Consider the following 19330-nt stretch of genomic DNA (forward strand, 5'->3'; position numbering starts at 1 on the left):
CCCGGGTTCAGGCCTGGCTCTGGTGCTCGGCTGTTGTGTTGACCTGGTAGATATATTGCTGCCAGAGTTCAATTGGCAGGCGGTGACGTGATCCTCTTGGATAATCCAGTATCAGGTGATTAAGCTCACCGGCTTCATATACCAGCGCCTTGACCTTGAACAGTGCACCGGTTTTGTCCACGTACCAATTCCCCGGGATCGGTGACAGGCGCAACTGTCCCCGCGTCTTTTCTAATGTCGTCATATTCAATCCCAACCAACCAGAAATAAATTATGCTTTTTGTAAAAGTATTATAGCCAGAGATGGGCGAATAAAAACAAAGTGCGGACTAGGGTCTTTATCAGGTCACACTGAAGATAGCGTAGATAACTCCATGATTACTAATGTTTTGCAATCACATCATTATTATTGATGTAGCGAATTATTTTGGCGTTATCTCGTCAAAGGTATCAATAGCGGGATAGGCGCTGATGCGACGACTGCCCGCCCGGGAGTCGGGCGCATGAATACATAACAAGTGCCTGAAGCCATAGGCGCGGGCGGCATCCAGGACCGGAAGGCTGTCGTCCACCAGGAGTGTGCGTTCACTGTCAAACGCCTCAATCTCCTGAAACCGCACCCAGAAACCGGTGCCTTCCTTGGGCAGCCCCAGGTCGTGGGCGGTAATCAATCGGTCGAAATAACCGGCCAGTTGTGTCCGGTTCATCTTGATGTCCAGCACCTTGCCGTGAGCATTGGTAACCAGTACCACGCGTTTGTTCATGGCCCTCGCTGCTTTCAGGAAGTCGATAACATGCGGATGCACGGCGATCAGGTGGTTGACCTCCTGCTTGAGCAGCGGAATATCCAGCCCCAGTTGATCGCTCCAGTAGTCCACGCAATACCAGTTGAGCGTGCCTTCGTCTTCCTTGAACCGCGCATAGAGAAAGTCTTTTGACTGTTGCAGCGACAGGCTGTTGGCTTCAGCATAACGCCTTGGTACATGTTCCAGCCAGAAATGGTTGTCGTAGTGCAGGTCCAGCAGGGTGCCGTCCATATCAAGGAATATTTTGTCAATGTCAGGCCAGTGGATCACGGGTTCAGGTTTCTCGGTTAATGGCTGAAGTGGTTGAGCGTTGTCGCCGTGGACAAAAGTATATAGCCATGTCCATGTTGAGTATACTTGCCACCAGGATCATAGATTGAGCTGCCGAATAACCGACCATGAACCTGTACCTGCGCTTGTTGCGAATCCTGCTGAAAACTCCGTTTGCGCGATCAATGGATCTGTTTGCCACGGCAGACATCATGTTCCGGGTCTGGCCAACGGACTGTGATCTGAACATGCACATGAACAATGGCCGGTACCTGACTTTGATGGATCTTGGCCGTATCAATTTTATGGCCCGCGTGGGATTGCTGGCCAAACTGGTGCGTCGCCGCTGGTTTCCTGTTATTGCATCGGTGACTTCCAGTTACCTCAGGCCGTTGCCACCGTTCAGGCGTTTTCGTCTTGCCACCCGCCTGCTTGGTTGGGATGAAAAATATTTTTATATGGAACAGTGTTTCTACAGTAACGGGCGATTGTGCGCTAACATGATCGTAAAAGGGCTTATGCTCAATGCCGGACGGCCGGTGCCCAGTGAGCAAGTATTGGCGCTGTTGGATCCGGGCCTGCAATCACCGGATATAGCTGAGCTGAGACAGAAGATGTCGTTGCTTGCAAATCAGCAGCGCCATCTCAATAATTCAAATCCTGGTAACAACTAGTTTTTATTTCGTATGGCTCCAGGGAGGTTAACCTGATGCGAAAACTTGTACTGCTTTTATTGCTTGGATGGGTGTTTCCGGTGTGCTCGCAGGAGTCTGTACCGGTTATGGTCAGTACCGAGTGGCTCGCTGATCATGTGGCAGACAAGGATGTCGTGCTGGTCGACATGTCTTCCGAAGACACCCAGTACGCCAGGTTTCATTTGCCCGGCGCAATACGTCTTCCCTATTACACGCTGCTGCTGCGACCCAAAAAAGGTGAACAATTCTCCCGTCGCATATCCAACCGGGCGCTGGCCTATAATCTTGGCGTAATGGGAATCTCCCAGTCAGACCATGTAGTTATATATGATGATATGGGCGGCCTTGAAGCGGGTCGACTGTTCTGGCACCTGGAGCAGCTTGGCCATCCCCGTGTATCGGTACTGGATGGCGGACTGGTGAAATGGATACTGGAAGGACGCAAGGTGAGCAATGCTGATGCTAAACGATCCCCGGTCAATTACGGGCCGTTGACGCGATCCCGGGATAACGAAACGACCCTCGAGGATATTGACAGCATTGCCAAAAATCGTTCCGCCAGGATAGTGGATGTCAGATCCATGGAGGAGTATACGGGCGATGAAAAACGCAAACAGGGCGGTCATATCGCCGGTGCCGCGTGGTGGGAATGGGACCAGGCTCTAGATTTCAAGGGCGGATTTCGGTTAGTGCAGAATGAAACCCTAAGGCAACTCCTGGCGCAGAAAGGCATCGAAGACAAAACGCAACCGCTGGTCACCTATTGTCAGTCAGGACACCGTGCTGCCCATACCTACCTGGTATTACGTCACCTTGGATTCGAAAATGTCAGGCTATATCCAAATTCCATGAAGGAGTACGGCAGCGTGCGTGGAAAGAAACTGGTGCGTGGCGGAAAACCCGGGTAACCGGCCGGTTCCGGATCAGTCTGATTCCATCCAGGTCAGCGCTTCTTCGGCGTCAGCGAAAATGCTTATCTCGGCGTCGGTGAAGGCGCCGTTAATCCAGCCTGCCCAGGACAGCCACTGATTCTGGGTTACAATGGCAATGCGCTGAAAATCATGCGCGTGATTGCTGATGAACTTGATGTCCTCCCAGGCAACATCCAGCGTGAAGCCTGACATCATGGTCAGATCCAGCAGCAGCTTGATGCGGCGACTTATACGCAGTTCTTCATCAATGGCCTGTTCAAGCTCCTGGTAATCCTGAAGCGTCATTTCGCCAAAGACGTTAGCCTGAATGTAGTCGGTGTTATTTTCTGTTGTAATCATGCTATTACGCCTGACCGTGGTTCAGCTTCCGCAAGTATGGCAATAGAAATGCCTTGGGTCTATAGTGGCGTAAACAGGACTGGCCATGTCAGATGATAATGAGAAAGCCTTGCCCCGCATTCACGGGGTGAAGCCGGTGTGTAACAGCAGGTTGTTCCATGTGGAGCAGGTGCAGCTGGAGTTCTCCAACGGCCAGCAATGCAGCTATGAACGTGTACACAGTGGCGGCGGGGCCGTGCTGATTGTCGCCATGCCTGATGACGACCATGTTTTCCTGGTTCGGGAATATGCTGTCGGTACCGAGCGTTATGAACTGGGCTTCCCCAAGGGTCGTATGGAGCCTGATGAATCTCCGGTCCACGCAGCCCGGCGCGAACTTGCTGAAGAGGTGGGATTTTCGGCGCGTCGCCTGGACTACCTGCAGTCCCTCACCGTGGCGCCTGGATATTTTTCTCACCTGACGCACCTGGTGCTGGCACGTGATCTTTACCCTGATACGGCAGAGGGTGATGAGCCTGAACCGCTGGAGGTAGTAAAATGGCGGCTATCGGAATTGCCGGAGTTGCTTGAGCGGGAAGACTTTTCCGAAGCCCGAAGTATTGCCGCGTTATTTCTGGTCAGGCAGTATCTGGAAAAACAGAATTAGAGTTTTGGCAGAGAGGCGGGTATTGATATGCGTTTGAAATTTCCTGATGTATGCGAGGTTTTGGCGGATGAAGTGGCACGGATCGCTGAAGGCGCAGGAAAAAGAATCAGGGATATTTATCAGCAGGAGTTTGATGTTGAACACAAGGAGGATGGGTCGCCTCTGACCATGGCTGACCATGCCGCTAACGATTTCATTATCGAATCACTGAACAAGCTTGGCCTGGGGTTCCCGATATTATCCGAAGAGTCCAGCAGCATTCCTTATGAACAACGTTCTGGCTGGGAGACGTTCTGGCTGGTTGATCCGCTCGATGGAACAAAGGAGTTTGTCAATCGCAATGGAGAGTTCACGGTCAATATTGCCCTGATCAACCACGGGCGCCCGGTTATTGGTGTGGTTCATGTGCCGGTTAGTGGCGTGACCTATACCGGATGCGAAAATGGTGGCGCGTTCAGGATTGATCCGCTGGGTTCTGCAATCGAGATCCGGGCCGGGAACTTCCGCGGCGGTCCGGCGCGTGTAGTGGGGAGTCGATCCCATGCCGGCGAGAGACTGAAAACATTTATTGAGCGCTACTCAGCAGCATACGCGCAGGCCGAACTGGTCAGCATGGGAAGTTCGCTGAAATTATGCCTGGTAGCCGAGGGTGAGGCAGATGTTTATCCACGCTTCGGGCCAACATCGGAATGGGATACCGCTGCCGCGCATGCAGTCGTATCGGCTGCCGGTGGCAGGGTTATTGATCTTGACGGAAATGACCTGGTCTATAACAAGCCTGATATTCTTAATCCGTTTTTCCTCGTAGTTGATCAGGGCGATTTTGACTGGTCACCCTATGCCTCAAATGGTGCCTGACTATTTTCATGTAAATGATTTGTATATTGCCATAGACCAGGGCGGCCATAGCTCACGTGCGCTGGTATTTGATTTTCATGGCAAACTGGTAGCAGAAGGCAAGGCAGCAGTTGGCAGTCAGCAACCGGCAGAGGACAGGGTTGAGCAGGATGCCGACGAAATGGTCGCCTCGATTGAATCTGCCATTCACCAGGTGGCGCAACAACTGGGTGACGATGTCAGCCGGATTGCCGCAGCCGGTTTTGCCACCCAGCGATCTAGCATTGCCTGCTGGGATCGTCGTACCGGCAAGCCGCTTTGCCCCATTATCAGTTGGCAGGACCGGCGCGCCGACAAGTGGCTGCAGCAGTTCTCCGAGCAGCGTGAAACCATTCATCGCATCACCGGGCTTTTTCTTTCAGCCCATTATGGCGCCAGCAAGTTACGCTGGTGTCTCGATTATTTGCCACGGGTCAGGCAGGCCGCAGAAGCCGGCAGCCTGGCATTTGGACCAATGGCGTCTTTCCTGTTATTTCGCCTGCTGTCCAACAAGCCGTTCCTGGTTGATCCGGCCAATGCATCACGTACCTTGCTGTGGTCTCTAAAGACCCGTAACTGGGATGACCAGTTACTGGAGTTATTCGGAATACCTCGGCAGGTATTGCCGGTTTGTGTGCCAACCCGCCACGATTTTGGCAGCCTGCGTGTCGGCAATCATTCAGTACCGGTCACTATTGTTAATGGTGACCAATCAGCGTCTTTGTTCGCCTATGGAAAAATCCAGCCAGACACCGCTTACGTCAATATGGGTACCGGCGCTTTTGTCTCGAGACCGCAGGGCCAGCTTCCCAAAAACAATCGACGCCTGCTCACGAGCGTGATTTATGAAAAGGATGATGAGGTCATATATGTTACCGAGGGAACAGTGAATGGCGCTGCCAGCGCGCTGGACCTGGTCAAGCGACAGTCGGGTCTTAAAGATACTCGTGAACTGTTGCCGCAATGGCTGGAGCAGTGCGATTCGCCACCCTTGTATATGAATGGTGTCGGAGGTCTTGGGTCGCCTTTCTGGCAGGCGCATTTTGACAGTTGCTTCATTGGCGAGGGAACCAGGCAAGAGCGACTGGTGGCTGCCGTGGAGAGCATCGTGTTCCTGCTAGAGGCCAACCTGACAGAAATGACCAGGCTGGCCTCGCCTCCCCAGCAAATCCAGATTACCGGCGGCTTGTCGCAACTGGACGGCTTATGTCAACGCCTTGCGGATATCGCCGGTTTACCTGTTTATCGGCCAAAAGAATATGAGGCGACCGCCCGTGGCCTCGCCTACCTGCTGGCGGAATCCCCCGAGGCCTGGCCGGAACCCGGTATCGGAAGGTGGTTTAAGCCACAGGACAATGCGCCATTGAGAAAGCGTCATGCAGACTGGGCGCGTCAAATGATCTTGCGCCTGCGTATTGAGGAAGTGTAAGGACAGCTACTGGTCGACGCGGTTGTGAAATGACTGGTGCAAAATCATCATGGTTACAGCGCCAAGCAATGCATAAAACAAATCCTTTTGCGCATCACATAGGTCATTCTGTGTAATGGATCTTGCGCAGGCATCTTCGGGCAGATAGCAGAGCAGTTCCATGGCGAACCATTCCGGTATTTCATACCAGCAGCCGATGGCGGTAATAAACAGAAAAGCCATCATGTAGCTGAGTCTCCTGGTTAGCCCCTGGTGACAGAATATTTCAAAGAAGACAGCAAACATCATCAGGCCAAACAGGAAATGAATAAACTGGTCGTAGCAGTTTCATGCGCAACCAGGCCAGTCCGAAAGCCAGTCAAGCCAGGCCATGGTGCTGTAAGTGAAATGGGCGCCGAAAAGGTGAGGCATGACAAATGCCGTCATGCCCAGAAACGTGGCGTTGCTGAATCTGTGTTGCTTGCCCAGCGACAACGCCAGCGGAAACAGGACAACAACAAGGAAATTTCCCAGTAGCCATATCCCGCGATCAACCGGATCAATGGCAAGCATGAAACAGAACAACAGCAACACGGCAATCAGTGTTATCTTGAACCTGTTGTTGCCAAAGGATTCCGCGCCGCTACCGGTCATGCCATGTCCGACTGCGTGTCAACCGGACAATAGCCCGTTATTGAGCCGATCAGCCAGCCAGCGCAATTACAGGGAAAGCTACAAATGAAGATGGCGGGTATCCTGCGCCTTGGCGGCAGCCGGAAGCCATGGCCTGAGTGCATCTATAACCTTTTGTGCAGTCGCGCGATACCCGGTTAGTTTTCCGCCAACAATGGTAATCATGCCGGGCAACTGATCATTGCGATGCAGTATGGTTTCGCGCGGGCGGTGAAATGCGTTGCCCTGTGTTGCCGGCAGTACGCGTACGCCGGCAAAACTGTCGATGACAGTGGTATTGATTCCCGGCAGTACGCGCCGCGCGGCGGCGAGAAGGTATTCAACTTCATCCGTGTCTGCCTGTACCGTGGCTGGATCATTGTGGAACGGTTTTTCAGTTGTGCCAATCAATGTTGCGTCATTCCAGGGCATAATAAAGATGACGCGACCATCTTCAGCTTCGACATAGAAAATATATTTCCGCGCCGGTTCCGCAACCAGGACGTGGCTGCCTTTGACAAGCTCCATGGCCACTGCTTGCGGTTGCGGCTGGCAACCGGCGAGCACGGTATTGAGCCAAGGGCCGGCCGCGTTAACCAGGGCTGCTGATGTAATCGTTTGAAGCTCGCCATGCTGGCGATAACTGATTCGAAACATTTTATCGAACCTTGCCTGAACAAATGTTGCCGGGCATAACAGCCTGGCGCTTAGGGATTCGGCGGATTGCATGACCTTGCGGGTCAATACGGTGTCATCGGTCTGGCCATCGAAATAGCGATATACCGCGAGAAGCCCGTCGGTATTGAGACCGCTGAGTGTGGGCCATTGAGACCGGGCAATGCGCTGGAATCGCGTGGATGGCCGCAAAAGCCCTAGTAGTGCGTACAGGGAAAGCCCGAGGCCGATCAGCCATGGTGGTCGCCGATTGTCCCGGTAGACCGGGATATAAAATGGCACAAGCCTGACCAGGTCCGGGGCGTTGTTCAGCAACAGCTGTCGCTCACGAAGCGATTCCGCCACCAGCCGGAATTGCAGACTTTCCAGGTAACGCAATCCGCCATGAACAAGTTTGCTGGATCGGCTTGATGTGGCGGAAGCAACAGCGGATTGTTCCAGTACCAGGGTCCGGTAGCCGGCTGCCGCCGCGGCCTGGGCGCACCCGGCGCCGTGAATACCGGCACCAACAATAACCACGTCGTAATCAGTCTGATGGCTGGCCTGGCTCATGTTCGGGGTAATCCATGATCCCGATGCGGGGTTATACTGATGACACGGTATCAACCATGTCGCGGATTTCAAAGGTTTCCACCAGGTCAATACCTCTATCCATCAGCCTGATAGCCAATTGGGTGTCAGTTGTTTCATAAACCGCGGTCTTGATTCCCGGAATGATTAGTTTGCCAAATCGTGGCAGGGTCGCGTAATCACAAAAAAAATATTGCGGCGCTAGTGATCTTACAGCCGCTGACTCATGACCCTTCCAGTCATCTATGACAGCGCCGACCTGGCTCCAGCCAAGTTTCCTGGCATGGGCCAGTGCATCGAGTGAGTAGGAGATGAGCACGCATTGGCGCTCGGCCGGTTGAATGACATCAATGATTGTTTTAACAACGGTATCAACGCCAAACTGCTCAAGACTGATGCGCTTGATTTCGACAAACGCCGTGAGCGCCGGCTGTTTTCGCAACCAGGAAACAAATTCATCAAGACGCGTAATCGGGTTCTGGGCGTACCGGTAACCAAACCGGTCGAAGTATCCCGCTTTGAATTGCGAAAGCCGGGCTATTGTATAGTCTCCGATCTTGCCATCGTGCCCGCACAGGCGCAGCATGTCACGATCATGAAACAGGACCGGTATCCTGTCGGCGCTCAGTTGCACGTCAAGTTCAACGAAGCGCGCACCGGCAGCTACAGCGGCCTGGTAGCCGATCAAGGTATTTTCCGGAAACGCATTGGGGTAGCCGCGATGGGCAACAAGTCTGTTTTGACGCATGTTATCAATGTAGCACGAACGGCTTGATTTCAACCATTGGATTTCCCTTGCCCTGGTAACCCGGTAATCTGTATTTGCACGTTTTGTTTTGCAGGGCTCAGATAGTGATGCAGGGAAAATAATGGAGAAGACGCTATGAACCCGGGGGTCTTGAAACGAGGCAGGGGATCAAGCCGAATTGGGCAGGCCATGTTCGTGTTGGCGCTCATGTCCGCACTCGCCGCCTGTGGCGGGGAGTTGCCATCGGCTGAACTGCCGACCGACACCCCGGAGCTGAAAGCGTTGGGCCAGGCCATTTATTTTGATACCAGTCTGTCCAGTCCGCCGGGACAGTCTTGCGCAAGCTGTCATGCCGATAATGCGGGTTTCGCCGATCCGAACCGGAATCTGCCGGTCTCCGAAGGTGTAATCAGCGGACGATTTGGCAATCGCAATTCACCAACTACATCCTACGCGGCATTTATACCGCCGTTCCAGCTAGTGAACGATATTGGCGGTGATTTCTACATCGGTGGCCAGTTTATGGATGGTCGCGCCTCGACACTTGAAGATCAGGCCAAGGCACCGTTTCTTAATCCACTGGAAATGAATAACCCGGACAAAGCCAGTGTTGTGCTGGCTGTGAGCCGGGCAAATTATGCTGCTGATTTCCGGGTGCTGTTTGGTGACAACATCTTCAACAATGTTGACCGGGCCTATGATCGTATTGCCGAGGCCATTGCGGCATTCGAGCGCAGCACTTTTTTTTCGCCTTTCAGCTCGAAGTTTGATGCGTTCCAGCGGGGCGTTGTCATGTTAACTGCCAGCGAATTGCGCGGATCGCTGTTGTTCATTGGCAAGGCCGAGTGCGCCCGTTGCCATGAGTCTCCAGCGGGCGGAGCCGATGTGGGCTCCGATTTCCGGTACCATAATATAGGCGTGCCGCCCAATCCGAATAACCCGTTTTTATACCTGGGACCGGAATTCAATCCCGAAGGCATGAGCTTTGTTGATATGGGGCTTGGCGGGGTGCTTGGACTGGCATCGGAGAATGGCAAGTTCCGCACCCCGACCATGCGCAACATCGCGTTAACCCCGCCGTATATGCACAACGGCGTGTTCGATACGCTGGAACAGGTTATCCAGTTCTATAATCGGCGCGATGTTGATGGCGTTGTTCCGGAAGTTGCTGACAACATTGATAACATCGACAACATTGGCGAACTGGGTTTGACGGATGCCGAGGTCCAGGATTTGATTGCGTTTCTCAATACCATGACTGACGGCTTTACCCGTTAGGGCAGCATAACCTTACTGCGACAGTTGGCCTATGTAGTTGGCCAGCGCCGCAATATCTGTTTCGCTGAATCCTTCAACCATGCCGCTCATGACTGGCGAGATGCGGTTACGATCGTTGTCACGAAAATCCAGCAGCACGCGTTTGATGTAGTTGATCTTCTGCCCGGCTATGCGGGCAAACCCCTTTTGCCCGACGCCATCTTCACCGTGACAGCTGGTGCAGCGATTCTGGTAAAGGCGCTTGCCTTTTGAGAGCAAGGCCGGGTTGGTTTTTTGTCGGTATGGCTTGACCGCCGCGTTGGCGTAATACACGGCCAGTGCCAGTTTCTCATCGTCTGACAGCTGTGAAGCAAGTTGTTGCATGACAGTGGTGTAGTCCTGGCGTTCGCTGAGCGCGAAGTAATTGATTTGCTGCAACAGGTAAACCGGATTTTGCCCGGCCAGATTGGGCACATCAGGTTTGCTGCTGTTTCCATCCTGGCCATGACAATTGGCACAAAAGAACGCCTTGTCCCGTCCTTGTTCTATAATTTTTTTCCGGTTTTCTTCGCTGCTGTGGGCCAAGTCTACCCGGGCCTCCAGTGCAGCCAGCATTTTCGTGGTATCAGTTTCTGCAACTACAGGGGCCGGAGTCAGAAATGTAAAACAGAGGGTCCAAGGCAATATATGTTGCGCCAGTTTGAATCGATCTCTCATGGGTCGCGCTCCCGTTTTGTGTTCTCGGTTTTTAAACTCTTGTCCATTTGCCCCCGCGCCGAAGTTTGCTGGATATCGGCGGGCAATTTCTTGATTTATATTAAATTTACATCAATTTGGCGGGAATCAGCAGATGTACGACAGGTATAAATGAACTGAAAAGACGACTTCATTTAAATTTTTTGAAGCACGCTAGCTACCGCAGCCACCACCGTTTTTCTCGTAGACAGCCATTATGTCCCGGAGTTCGGCAATGACGTGTTGGCGCTCTTCTTCACTCAAGTGATGGAGGTCTTCGGTCAACTCGCCGTGGTCAAAATCGGCAATGGTCTTGCGCACGACGCTGCACCCCATTTCACAAAATTGCTCGACTTTTTCGTCGATGCCGGGGTAATGGGAAATTTTTTGGGGGTGCTGCTTTAACCGGTACTGGGAAGAGGACATAACCTTGGCCGTTAAAGTCAAAATGAAAAGTGGTGGCCAGGGACAGAATCGAACTGCCGACACGGGGATTTTCAATCCCCTGCTCTACCAACTGAGCTACCTGGCCACAGGGTCATTCAGTGGCGGGCGATTATAAGGGAAGTTTGCTGCAGATTGAAAGCCCGCCAGCCAAATTCTCCCCGGCCCGTCCTGGCAGGCGAATAAGCCCTATTCGGGGGTAAAGGCGTCCGGGGTGGTTGAGCCTCCGCCAAAAAAGAATTTCTCCATCTCCGTTTCGAGAAATTCCCGGGATTTCGGGTCAATCGGGCTCAGCCGGTACTCGTTGATCAGAATGGTTTGTTGGCCTAACCACTGGCCCCAGGCCTCTTTGGATACGTTGTCCCAAATGCGTTGACCCAGTTCGCCCGGGTAGACAGATCGTTCCAGGCCTTCGGCTTCTTTGCCCAATTTTACGCAGTTAACCATTCTATTCATGTTGCGACTCCTTCAGGCTGTCCAGCAGCTGTTTGACGGGCGCCGCCAGACCGAGGGTCGGCGGTTGGCGCAGGTTATACCAGACCATGCCGGGTGGCTCCATAACCCGGGCCGGCTCTCCCGTCAGTTGTGCGGGAATCACGGTGATGTGTAGCCGAAAATGGCTGAAACTGTGGCTGATTGGCTCCAGGGCGGTACCGGTCTCGACCCGGATGCCCAGGTTCCGTGAACACCATTGATCAGGAGCAGAATCGACCGCGATCTCGGGCAGACTCCACAGGCCGCCCCAGATTCCTGTTGGCGGCCGCTGTTGCAACAGCACCATACCGTCCTTGTCCCGAATTACCAGCATCGTGGTGGATTTTTCAGGAAGGGTTTTTCGCGGCTTGCGCCCGGGATAGTTGTGAGTTGCTGCCAATTTCCGGGCCTCGCAGCCCCGGTGCTGCGGACATCTGTCGCAATCCGGCTGGTTGCGTCGGCAGAGGGTAGCGCCGAGATCCATAATGGCCTGGGTGTATTTCTCGATGTCCGCGTCCGGCGTATGCTGCTCCGCCAGCTGCCACAGCCGGGTTTCCACTTTTTTGTCCCCGGGCCAACCCTCGACGGCGTGGTAGCGTGCCAATACCCGTTTGACGTTGCCATCGAGAATCGCGTGGCGTTGACCCCGGCTGAATGCCAGGATGGCGCCGGCCGTGGACCGACCAATGCCGGGCAATGCCTGGACCGTATCGATGTTGCCAGGGAACTGACCACCGTGTTGGGCCTGGATGATGCGCGCAGCCTTGTGCAGGTTGCGCCCGCGGGCGTAATAGCCGAGCCCGGTCCATAAGTGCAGCACTTCGTCCTGTTCGGCGTCAGCCAGGCTGGCGATATCCGGGAACCGTTCCATGAACCGTTGATAGTATGGAATGACCGTATTCACCTGGGTTTGCTGCAGCATGATCTCCGATACCCAGATCCCGTAGGCGTCACGACGCTGCTGCCAGGGCAGGTCCTTGCGGCCGTGCTGGTCAAACCATTGCAGCAGCTGTTGACTGAAACTGTCGCGACTCATAATTGTTGTTCCGGGTTACGGGCAATCTGCTCAAGTCGCTGTGTGCTTCGTCTCAATTCTTTTTGGATGCCGGATTTGACCAGCCACGGTCCAAAGATCGGGGGAATGTAGAACGCGGGTTCCAGCACGGCGTCGTAGGTCAGCAGCGTGCGTGGTCCGCTGGCCTGGATCTGCCACAGTTCGCGGGCATAACGAAAATCCTGTCGATCCAGGCTGATCATGGTCAGCAACTTTCCGGGAGCCGTGCGCGTCACCGTCTGGATCTTGGTCATAGACTGGCAAAACAAGAGGTAGCAGGTATTCAATTCCAGTTTCAGCAGTGTTGTATTGGTGTCGGGACGATCCAGGATGTTGACCTGTTTGACAAACCCGGACCACTGCGGCCAGCGCTGGTAGCTGTCCATCAGCGCACTGATTCGTTCGTATGGCGCATCAATAATCGTGCTGAAGCGTATATGGAAGCGTCCGTTGCGATGTTGCACATCGGTAGTTACCAGTGTTGTGGCACCGGCAACCGATGTGAGCAGTACAGCAAGCAGCAGTGATAGACGCATTACTGCCCGAACAGGCGTTTTAATGCTTCTTTCTTCAGTCTCTTTTGCGCTTTCTTGGTGGCTTCCTTCTTTATCATCTTTGTCGCCTCCTTGCGGTCAATCATGTAACGCGGATCAGACAATGGCTTCTTGATTCGTAGCGGTATGCCGCTGCCGACTGGTTTGTCGTCACGCATGCCAACAACGTTCAATGCGATATTGATGTCGTCATATCCAGGGCTGATGGTGCCGGAACCGGTAATGCGTGAATCCTTGCGAGCGATGAGCAGGTCATTGGTGGTGCCGATGCCCTTGTTGAACTGCAGCGAGCCGCTGACGGTGTCATAAACAGCCTTGGCCTTGACCGGCTTTTCCGATACTTCCTTGCCCTTGAGGGTGTCGTAAAGTTTTTGCAGTTTCTGGGCTGTGCCCAGAAAATCCATATCATTGAAACTGCTGTCACCCAGGTTGAAGCTGACATTGCCATCAAGATTCTTCAGCAGCGGGTCTACATCACCGCCACGGGTGTTAATGGCGAGCTTGATATCACCGTTACCCTTGAAGTGATGATAGACTTTCAGGTCGCGCAGTAACTGGCCGATGTCCACACCTTTCATTGACTGATCCAGGCGAATCACCGGATCGTTACCTCTCAGGTCTACCGACGCCGTGCCTTTCATCTGGCCATTGCTGATGCGCGTGCTGAAGGGCTTGAGTGACAGCTGGTCGTTGGCAAAGTGCACACCCGCATCGGTATCAGTAATGTTGATGCCGGCTACGCGCACTTGCTTGACGCGAATTTTGCCGTCAATGATTGCGCCGTTGCCTTCCTGTTTGCCGGCCTTGGCCTTGACGGGTTTGCTCGCAGCCGGTTTGCCTGCCGCCGGTTGAGATGCAGCATCTGCCTGCGTGTAGCGATCCACATCCAGGGTATCAAGCTCGAGGTCAAACTGGATGCGACTGGTTTTGCCATCCTGGATGTTGATGGAGCCGGTCATGCTGCTCTGATCCAGTTTCAGGTTTAACGGCTTGATTTGGTATTGATCCGACTTGCCAAGATCTACGGTAAACGCACCTTTGAGTGGAACGCTGTGTGCCACATCCGGGGTTGTCAGCGTGGTGTCAAAGCTCATGTGTATGGGTTTGCCGGGGGCATCGTTGTTTGCTGTAAATGTATGAAGGTCCAGTTGTCCCAGTTCCGGCTTTTCGGCCCAGTTTAAAACCCCTTTGTTTATCTTGATTTGGCGCACACCAATAAGCATCGGCTTGCCATTTTTCTCGCCGTCAGCGGCCTTGGATGTTGGTTTGGCCGTGTCTTTCGCGGATGATTCCGGGAATTTCGCTAAAATCAAGTTAATTACGGGCTGGTCGATAAGAAAGGAGTTGATAACCAGTTCACCGGAAACCAGGCGCCAGATATCAACCTGGCCGGCGAGCCGATTGATGGTCAGCCAGTCTCGTTGTTTGCCCAGGCTGCGTAGCCGAATCTTGTCAATGCGAATGGCCAGACGTGGAAAGAATTCCAGCTGGGTGTCGCCGTCAATATGCAGTTGCTGGCCGGTTTGGGCTGCCAGTTCATCGTTGAGGCGCTTTTGAATGGTTTTGGCATCAATCAGGAATACGGCTGCAGCGACCAGTACAGCCGTCAATGCAAGCAGGATGACCAGGGAATACAGAATGCGTCGACCAGTTGATTTCATAATTGCCTTCCGATTGCTGTTGGAGCGGGTGATGGGAATCGAACCCACGTCTTCAGCTTGGGAAGCTGAGGTTCTGCCATTGAACAACACCCGCGATGAAAACAATGATAGCGTGCCGGTATGGGTGGCGCTAGCACAGCGATGAGCAGGAGCATGACGGATTCAACCCTGCTGACACTCGAAGAGCAACTCCAGGCGTTGGCAAGATTATCGGGCCAACACCGGGAGGTGCCCTTGATTCGCAGTTTGCTGGAGATCCTGGGTTTGCTGGCGCCGGTCAGCGGCGTCAAGTACTACCAGCTCGCCAATGCGCTGGGTGATCATGAATTTGGTCGCCACAATGTTGCCAGTGCCTGGGTGTACGATGCGCTTGATCCTCCCACCATGGGCCAGCCGCTCAAATCCTTGCCGTCCCTGTCAGAGGCAACGGTCAGCGGCGAACGCCGACAGATGCGTTCGTCCGGTGGCCACAGTCTGGACGTGATCCCGGTGCGTGGCAGTCGCTATATCGTTGGCCTGCTTGTTCTGGACTGGCGTGAAGTCGACCCGTCCATGCATAACTTTGTTCATTCATTGATCATGCTGTGTGGCAATATGCTGACCCTGATCTTCAGCAAGGAACGCGAGGCCTTGACCAGCCTGTATAACCGGCAATCCTTTGAGGAGCGCTTGCACGCCTTGCTCGACTACGTGGGCGCCAGCAACGAAGAGCTGAAAGTCTGTTTTGCCCTGATCGATATTGATGATTTTGCCGGTGTTAACGAAAAGCTGGGACACCTTTTGGGTGACGAGGTGCTGGTGCATGTGTCGCAGGTAATGAACCGGTCATTTCGTTTTTATGACTTGCTGTGCCGGTTTGGTGGTGGCCAGTTTGTTGCGGTCATGCGTGATACAGATATTGACGGCGCAGCTTGTGTTGTCGAACGCTTTCGCACCACGATCGAGGCCTACCATTTTCCGCAGGTGGGCAAAAAAACAGTGAGTGTTGGCCTGGTACAGGTGTGTGCCCACGAGTTAATGCCATCCATACTGGACCGGGCGCGCGCCGCTCTGTCAGCAGCACATGAGGCCGGCGGCAACCAGGTCGAAGTGTTTCAGCCATCCATTCGAGTAAATATTCCACAAGCAGCCGTGGGTGGTGACGTGGAGCTATTCTGACCCGGTCCCAAATCGGGCCCTTGGCCCGGCCCCGACAATCCCCTATAGTATGGCGCTTTCCTGACTGCAGCAGCCATCCTGATCGTCATGCAAATTTTCCTCAATGGTGAGTCCTTCAACGTCGACGCGCCGCATACCGTTGCCGCGCTTATTGACCAGCTTGGCTATACGGGCAAGCGCGTGGCGGTGGAGGTGAACAAGGAGATCGTGCCCAGGGGAGAGCATGCCGGGCATCAGTTACGGGATTCGGACAAGGTAGAAGTAGTGGCCGCAATCGGCGGAGGATAAACATGAGCGCACCAGCCAAGCCAGTAAAACAGGACACAACCGCCGGTGAAGATTCACTGGTAATCGACGGCAAATCCTACCGATCCAGGTTGCTGGTGGGAACCGGCAAATACGACAACTTCGAGCAGGCTCGCGATGCGATCCAGGCCAGTGGCGCCCAAATTGTCACCATGGCCGTGCGTCGCACCAACCTGGGCCAGGACGACGGCCCGAACCTGCTGGACGTGATTTCGCCCAAGGATTACACCTACCTGCCCAATACGGCCGGCTGTTACAGCGCCGAGGACGCGGTGCGCACCTGCCGCCTGGCGCGGGAACTGCTGGATGGCCACGATCTGGTGAAGCTGGAAGTACTGGGCGATGAAAAAACCCTGTACCCGGATATCGCCGAAACCATGAAAGCCGCGGAAACCCTCATCAAGGAAGGTTTCAAAATCATGGTCTATACCAATGATGACCCGGTGGCGGCCAAACGCCTGGAAGACCTGGGCTGCGTCGCGGTCATGCCGCTGGCGGCACCCATCGGTTCCGGTCTCGGAATTCGCAACCCCTACAACATCCTGACCATAGTCGAAAATGCCAATGTCCCTATCCTGGTGGATGCTGGTGTTGGTACCGCGTCTGACGCTGCCATCGCCATGGAACTGGGTTGTGACGGAATCCTTATGCAGACCGCCATTGCCGGAGCACAGAACCCGGTGCTGATGGCATCAGCCATGAAAAAAGCAGTTGAAGCCGGCCGCGAGGCATATCGCGCCGGACGTATTCCGCGCAAGCGTTTCGCCACGGCCTCGTCCCCGGTCGATGGCGCATTCTTCTAGATTGTCGTGATGACTGTATCTTCCGGCGGCGAAACGGATCATCGTCGCAGTATTCGCAGTTTTGTTATTCGCGCTGGACGACTGACACGTGCCCAACAGCGGGCACTGGATGAACTATGGCCGCGTTTTGGCGTGGAATTTGATGCCCGACCGCTGGATCTGGATGTCCTGTTTGACCGCAGTGCGCCACGGGTGCTGGAAATCGGGTTTGGTGACGGGTATTCGCTGGCAAAGATGGCGGCAGACGAGCCGGACAAGGATTTCCTCGGTATTGAGGTGCATCCACCGGGGGTCGGCAGCTTGCTGATTCAGATCGAGGAGCATGGATTACCCAATTTGCGGGTAATGAAACACGACGCCGTGGACGTGCTGGAGAAAAGCTTGCCCGCAGCCGGGTTCGACCGGGTGCAGATTTATTTTGCCGATCCCTGGCCCAAGAAAAAACATCAAAAACGTCGCATTATTCAGTCGGTATTTGTTGAGCGCCTGGTCCATGCCATGAAGCCCGGCGCCTTATTGCACCTGGCCACGGATTGGCAGGATTACGCGGAACATATGCGCGACGTGGTCAATGCGGCGGTCGGCCTGAAGAATCTTTCGCCCTCCGGGGATTTTGTTGCCAGGCCTGCATGGCGCCCACAAACCAAGTTCGAAACTCGTGGTCAGCGCCTGGGGCACGGTGTCTGGGATTTGCTTTTTGAGCGCGTCGACTAGTCAAACCGACCGATCCGGCTATACTGAAATCAATAAAAATCCATAATTTTTGTATCAAAGTAACGTACGCGGGGGTGTCGTCCGAGCGTAAGATTTGGCGTGAGCGGGACTGCTGAAGCAGGTTTTCAGGGTTCTGCAGGCTGATTATGATCTTCGCATGGGTAAATAATTTCCCGAAATCAGACGATAAACCTGAAATGAAAAAAGCGCTGTTTAACTACAATCAATCCCTGTCTCGACGATTCACGTTGGCGGCAGTATTCATGTCGGCGCCCCTGATCGTGCTCGTGGTGATGCAATTTAACGTGTTCAATGCCGCCATTGACCAGTTTAATCGTGTGATTGATCACGAGACCCATGAGAAGAGCCGCATTCGCCAGTTGCAGCGTCTGATCAACAAGGCAGTGATGGCGCCCAATGATTACCTGGTTCATGGGCGCAAGCAGGAGCGCGAGGTCTACCGGCAAGCGACAGCAGCTATACATGATATCTTTGACGAACTCGAGACTTTTGTATCACTGCACGATCACGATTCGAAGCCGATTGATATTGCCCGAAAATACTGGATAGCAACGGATAAAAAGGCCAAGTTGATCCTGGCAGCTGACCGTCCCCTTGGCAACATCAACCTCGCCAACGAGATGGAATTGCTGGATCGGTCAGCTGAGCTGGCTGACTGGGCGCTGGATCGCATCTTTGACCAGATAACCGAGGGCGTGAAGCTGGAAATGGAGCGGGCTGAACGCCTTCAGCTCATCATGACCGGACTGATACTGGGCGGTACCAGTCTCAGTGCTGTATTGATCCTCTGGCTCAATACAATGTTGTCGCGGGCTGTTGTAAACCCGGTGTGCTGTATTGAAAGCGCGGCGAAAAGAGTCGGAGCCGGCGATCTGGGTGTGCGGCTGAACTGGCAACGCAGCGATGAGCTGGGTGACCTGGCAAAATCCTTTGATCATATGACGCTGCAACTCAAACTGGCCTATGACAGGCTCGAAGCAGTGACACGGATGGACAGCCTGACGGGTGTTTGCAACCGTCGTGAGTTTGACCGGGTTTTGCATGCAGAGCTGAGTCGCGCTGAGCGATTTGACAAAAACCTGTGCCTGTTGATGATGGATCTCGATAATTTCAAGGAAATCAATGATCGTTACGGGCACGTTGCCGGGGACAGGGTGTTGCAACGTGTTGCTGCAGAAATTGGTGAAACCATACGGGATATTGATTCATTGGCACGCTACGGCGGCGAGGAGTTTGCCCTGATCCTGCCGGAATCAGATATCGACGGTGCCAGCGCGTTGGCTGAACGAATACGCGAACTGGTGGAAGAGATGGGCTTCAGCACTGAGCGGGGGGAAAGTATTGCTCTGTCTGTCAGCATTGGTGTTGCCGTCTTTCCGATGCATGCCACGAGTGATGTGGACCTGGTTGTTGCGGCTGACCGGGCGCTGTATCGCGCCAAGCGCAATGGCCGCAACCGCGTGGAGTTGCCGCGGTCGGGCGATTGATCGATACACTTGATTGACTTATAGT

Annotated in this window: 22 protein-coding genes, 2 tRNA genes and 1 pseudogene; 11 read left to right on the forward strand and 14 right to left on the reverse strand. The window is 54.0% G+C overall.

All coding sequences use genetic code 11. The features are described from left to right. Positions 1 to 7 precede the first annotated feature (7 nt). Together OEZ10_01625 and yrfG are read right to left on the reverse strand one after the other, a co-directional pair. On the reverse strand, positions 8 to 244 hold the full coding sequence (locus OEZ10_01625) for a hypothetical protein (protein ID MDH5631675.1): 237 nt from the start codon (positions 242 to 244) through the stop codon (positions 8 to 10). A 178-nt stretch (positions 245 to 422) separates the two neighbouring features. Next, a complete protein-coding gene (yrfG, locus tag OEZ10_01630) occupies positions 423 to 1076 on the reverse strand; it encodes a GMP/IMP nucleotidase (GenBank protein MDH5631676.1) in 654 nt (217 codons plus the stop codon). A gap of 128 nt (positions 1077 to 1204) precedes the next feature. Here yrfG and OEZ10_01635 point away from each other — a divergent pair, with 128 nt between their 5' ends. Together OEZ10_01635 and OEZ10_01640 are read left to right on the forward strand one after the other, a co-directional pair. Then, a complete protein-coding gene (locus OEZ10_01635; protein ID MDH5631677.1) occupies positions 1205 to 1750 on the forward strand; it encodes a thioesterase family protein in 546 nt (181 codons plus the stop codon). A 35-nt stretch (positions 1751 to 1785) separates the two neighbouring features. Continuing rightward, complete coding sequence (locus OEZ10_01640) at positions 1786 to 2679, forward strand: sulfurtransferase (GenBank protein MDH5631678.1); 894 nt, start codon at positions 1786 to 1788, stop codon at positions 2677 to 2679. A gap of 15 nt (positions 2680 to 2694) precedes the next feature. Here the strand turns inward: OEZ10_01640 and OEZ10_01645 are convergent, their stop codons facing one another. Further along, positions 2695 to 3042 carry an STAS/SEC14 domain-containing protein gene (locus OEZ10_01645; protein MDH5631679.1) on the reverse strand — a complete coding sequence of 116 codons (348 nt, stop codon included), beginning with the start codon at positions 3040 to 3042 and terminating at the stop codon, positions 2695 to 2697. An 85-nt stretch (positions 3043 to 3127) separates the two neighbouring features. On the opposite strand from OEZ10_01645, the gene nudE reads away from it, so the two are divergent. From nudE to OEZ10_01660, 3 genes are read left to right on the forward strand one after another with little or no spacing between them, the layout of a single operon-like run. Beyond that, positions 3128 to 3688 (forward strand): ADP compounds hydrolase NudE, encoded by a 561-nt coding sequence (gene nudE, locus OEZ10_01650; GenBank protein ID MDH5631680.1) that lies wholly within the window; start codon positions 3128 to 3130, stop codon positions 3686 to 3688. Positions 3689 to 3715: 27 nt separating this feature from the next. Further along, complete coding sequence (cysQ, locus tag OEZ10_01655) at positions 3716 to 4546, forward strand: 3'(2'),5'-bisphosphate nucleotidase CysQ (GenBank protein ID MDH5631681.1); 831 nt, start codon at positions 3716 to 3718, stop codon at positions 4544 to 4546. Continuing rightward, on the forward strand, positions 4527 to 5993 hold the full coding sequence (locus tag OEZ10_01660; GenBank protein MDH5631682.1) for an FGGY family carbohydrate kinase: 1467 nt from the start codon (positions 4527 to 4529) through the stop codon (positions 5991 to 5993). Before cysQ ends, OEZ10_01660 begins: the two co-directional genes overlap by 20 nt. Positions 5994 to 5999: 6 nt before the next feature. Here OEZ10_01660 and OEZ10_01665 read toward each other — a convergent pair. The 3 genes and pseudogenes from OEZ10_01665 to OEZ10_01675 all read right to left on the reverse strand — a co-directional run bounded on the left by OEZ10_01665 (position 6000) and on the right by OEZ10_01675 (position 8637). Beyond that, positions 6000 to 6545 (reverse strand): annotated as a pseudogene (locus OEZ10_01665) (DUF2238 domain-containing protein). Between the two features lie 159 nt (positions 6546 to 6704). Then, positions 6705 to 7871, reverse strand: a complete 1167-nt coding sequence (locus tag OEZ10_01670; GenBank protein ID MDH5631683.1) for an FAD-dependent oxidoreductase — start codon at positions 7869 to 7871, stop codon at positions 6705 to 6707. A 31-nt stretch (positions 7872 to 7902) separates the two neighbouring features. Further along, on the reverse strand, positions 7903 to 8637 hold the full coding sequence (locus tag OEZ10_01675; GenBank protein ID MDH5631684.1) for a glycerophosphodiester phosphodiesterase family protein: 735 nt from the start codon (positions 8635 to 8637) through the stop codon (positions 7903 to 7905). Positions 8638 to 8772: 135 nt separating this feature from the next. On the opposite strand from OEZ10_01675, the gene OEZ10_01680 reads away from it, so the two are divergent. Beyond that, positions 8773 to 9915 (forward strand): c-type cytochrome, encoded by a 1143-nt coding sequence (locus OEZ10_01680; protein ID MDH5631685.1) that lies wholly within the window; start codon positions 8773 to 8775, stop codon positions 9913 to 9915. Positions 9916 to 9927: 12 nt separating this feature from the next. Here OEZ10_01680 and OEZ10_01685 read toward each other — a convergent pair whose 3' ends face one another. From OEZ10_01685 to OEZ10_01720, 8 genes are all read right to left on the reverse strand, one after another. Then, positions 9928 to 10509: a c-type cytochrome gene (locus tag OEZ10_01685; GenBank protein ID MDH5631686.1), complete on the reverse strand. Its 582-nt coding sequence runs from the start codon at positions 10507 to 10509 to the stop codon at positions 9928 to 9930. A gap of 294 nt (positions 10510 to 10803) precedes the next feature. Then, positions 10804 to 11055 (reverse strand): hypothetical protein, encoded by a 252-nt coding sequence (locus tag OEZ10_01690; GenBank protein ID MDH5631687.1) that lies wholly within the window; start codon positions 11053 to 11055, stop codon positions 10804 to 10806. A 30-nt stretch (positions 11056 to 11085) separates the two neighbouring features. After that, a tRNA-Phe gene (locus tag OEZ10_01695) sits at positions 11086 to 11161 on the reverse strand. Positions 11162 to 11262: 101 nt separating this feature from the next. Next, entirely contained in the window at positions 11263 to 11529 is a 267-nt protein-coding gene (locus OEZ10_01700) for an oxidative damage protection protein (protein MDH5631688.1), read from the reverse strand. Beyond that, on the reverse strand, positions 11522 to 12583 hold the full coding sequence (gene mutY, locus OEZ10_01705) for an A/G-specific adenine glycosylase (GenBank protein MDH5631689.1): 1062 nt from the start codon (positions 12581 to 12583) through the stop codon (positions 11522 to 11524). Before mutY ends, OEZ10_01700 begins: the two co-directional genes overlap by 8 nt. Next, positions 12580 to 13137: an SRPBCC family protein gene (locus OEZ10_01710; GenBank protein ID MDH5631690.1), complete on the reverse strand. Its 558-nt coding sequence runs from the start codon at positions 13135 to 13137 to the stop codon at positions 12580 to 12582. Before OEZ10_01710 ends, mutY begins: the two co-directional genes overlap by 4 nt. After that, positions 13137 to 14816, reverse strand: a complete 1680-nt coding sequence (locus OEZ10_01715; GenBank protein MDH5631691.1) for an AsmA family protein — start codon at positions 14814 to 14816, stop codon at positions 13137 to 13139. The genes OEZ10_01710 and OEZ10_01715 overlap by 1 nt, the downstream gene beginning before the upstream one ends. Positions 14817 to 14836: 20 nt before the next feature. Further along, positions 14837 to 14910: transfer RNA gene (locus OEZ10_01720), tRNA-Gly, on the reverse strand. Positions 14911 to 14969: 59 nt separating this feature from the next. On the opposite strand from OEZ10_01720, the gene OEZ10_01725 reads away from it, so the two are divergent. The 5 genes from OEZ10_01725 (at position 14970) to OEZ10_01745 (ending at position 19305) form a co-directional block, all read left to right on the forward strand. Continuing rightward, entirely contained in the window at positions 14970 to 15974 is a 1005-nt protein-coding gene (locus OEZ10_01725) for a GGDEF domain-containing protein (GenBank protein ID MDH5631692.1), read from the forward strand. 87 nt (positions 15975 to 16061) lie between these two features. Beyond that, entirely contained in the window at positions 16062 to 16262 is a 201-nt protein-coding gene (thiS, locus tag OEZ10_01730; GenBank protein MDH5631693.1) for a sulfur carrier protein ThiS, read from the forward strand. A 2-nt stretch (positions 16263 to 16264) separates the two neighbouring features. Continuing rightward, positions 16265 to 17083 (forward strand): thiazole synthase, encoded by an 819-nt coding sequence (locus tag OEZ10_01735; GenBank protein ID MDH5631694.1) that lies wholly within the window; start codon positions 16265 to 16267, stop codon positions 17081 to 17083. Positions 17084 to 17092: 9 nt separating this feature from the next. Beyond that, positions 17093 to 17797: a tRNA (guanosine(46)-N7)-methyltransferase TrmB gene (gene trmB, locus OEZ10_01740; protein ID MDH5631695.1), complete on the forward strand. Its 705-nt coding sequence runs from the start codon at positions 17093 to 17095 to the stop codon at positions 17795 to 17797. 197 nt (positions 17798 to 17994) lie between these two features. After that, positions 17995 to 19305: a diguanylate cyclase gene (locus tag OEZ10_01745; protein MDH5631696.1), complete on the forward strand. Its 1311-nt coding sequence runs from the start codon at positions 17995 to 17997 to the stop codon at positions 19303 to 19305. Positions 19306 to 19330 lie beyond the last annotated feature (25 nt).

The organism is Gammaproteobacteria bacterium (assembly GCA_029880545.1).
In the GTDB taxonomy this organism is placed as follows: domain Bacteria; phylum Pseudomonadota; class Gammaproteobacteria; order Acidiferrobacterales; family SZUA-150; genus JAOUOD01.